We start from the raw sequence: 1,169 nt of genomic DNA, 5'->3' as shown, positions 1-1,169 counted from the left end.
CGCTGAAACGCGTGCCCGTGGTCATGTCGAGCACATGCTGAACACTTGCGCCGCGCCAGCCGGTCACGCCCAGTTCGGGTAGATAATCGGTTACAAGTTTCTTCGGATCGACGACCCCTCGTCCAGCCAGGATGCCGAACACGGTTCCCGTCACCGACTTCGCCACCGATTGCGACAGATGCGGGGTGCGCTCGGTCATGCCGTTGTAGTAGCGCTCATAGGCGATCTTGCCGTCCTTGAGCACCAGAATGCCGTCCGTATAGGTTTCGTCGAGCAGGCCGGCCAGCGTCGTCGACTTGCCTTCGCTGTTTGTGACCGGCAACTGGTCGAGATCGACCTCGGCGCGCGGCAGGGCGCGAACCGGTCCCGCACCGCGCCACACCTCGGCGGTGGGCAGTATTTCGCGAATATGCTGGAACGACCAGCGGTTCCAGGGCGGGGTGTCCCAGTCCAGCCGGGACGGCGCCATGGCCGGCGGCGAGCCTTGCATGATCGGCGGCGGCACATCGCTGTTGCGGTAGGAACTCATGTCTCTCAACCTTATCTCTTCTCCCCGTTTACGGGGAGAAGATGCCGGCAGGCAGATGAGGGACGGCGCGAACTCTTCAAGGCTTGGTGCAGCCCCTCATCCGCCCCTTCGGGGCACCTTCTCCCCGTAAATGGGGAGAAGGGACAGCCCTTACTTCTGAAGCTCGGTCCAGATCCTGGTGTAGATCGCATCAGTTTCCGGCGCGCACATCATGGCCATCGTGCCATGCGGCTTGCTGGCTTCCGGAATGACGATCTCGGGTGCGTCCTTCATGTCTGCGGGCATGAACTTCTCGGACTGGGCGATGCCGTTTGCATAGCGGTGGAAGGCGGAAAGCCCGGCCGCGATCTCGGGGTCCATGATGAAATTCTGGAACAGCTTGGCATTCTCGACGTTCTTGGCATCCTTCAGCACGACGACATTGTCGCTCCAGTAGGTGAAACCTTCCTTCGGATAGCCGAAGTGAACTTCGGGACGCGCCAGCCGGATGCGCAGTCCGGCCCCGTTCCAAGTAGTGGACGCCTGGAAATCGCCGGCCTTCATCTTGTCAATGGCGCCATATTCCATGGCGATCCAGTTCGGCTTGGCCGCAACCAACAGGTCGCGCACCTTCTTCAGCACTTCCTTGTCGGCCGTGCAC

The 1,169-nt window shown here is 61.5% G+C and carries 2 protein-coding genes; both read right to left on the bottom strand.

Features of this window, described 5'->3' with window-relative positions:
• Positions 1-529: serine hydrolase (locus AC1DUU_RS32550; RefSeq protein WP_476787408.1), on the bottom strand; the 529-nt coding region annotated here is incomplete at its 3' end.
• A 150-nt stretch (positions 530-679) separates the two neighbouring features.
• Positions 680-1,169, bottom strand: a 490-nt coding sequence (locus tag AC1DUU_RS32545) for an extracellular solute-binding protein (protein WP_476787407.1), incomplete at its 5' end; no start/stop codon positions are given.

The sequence above is a fragment of the Aminobacter sp. P4_H6_2 genome (assembly GCF_056400805.1).
This window is presented reverse-complemented; position numbering and strand designations above follow the sequence as displayed.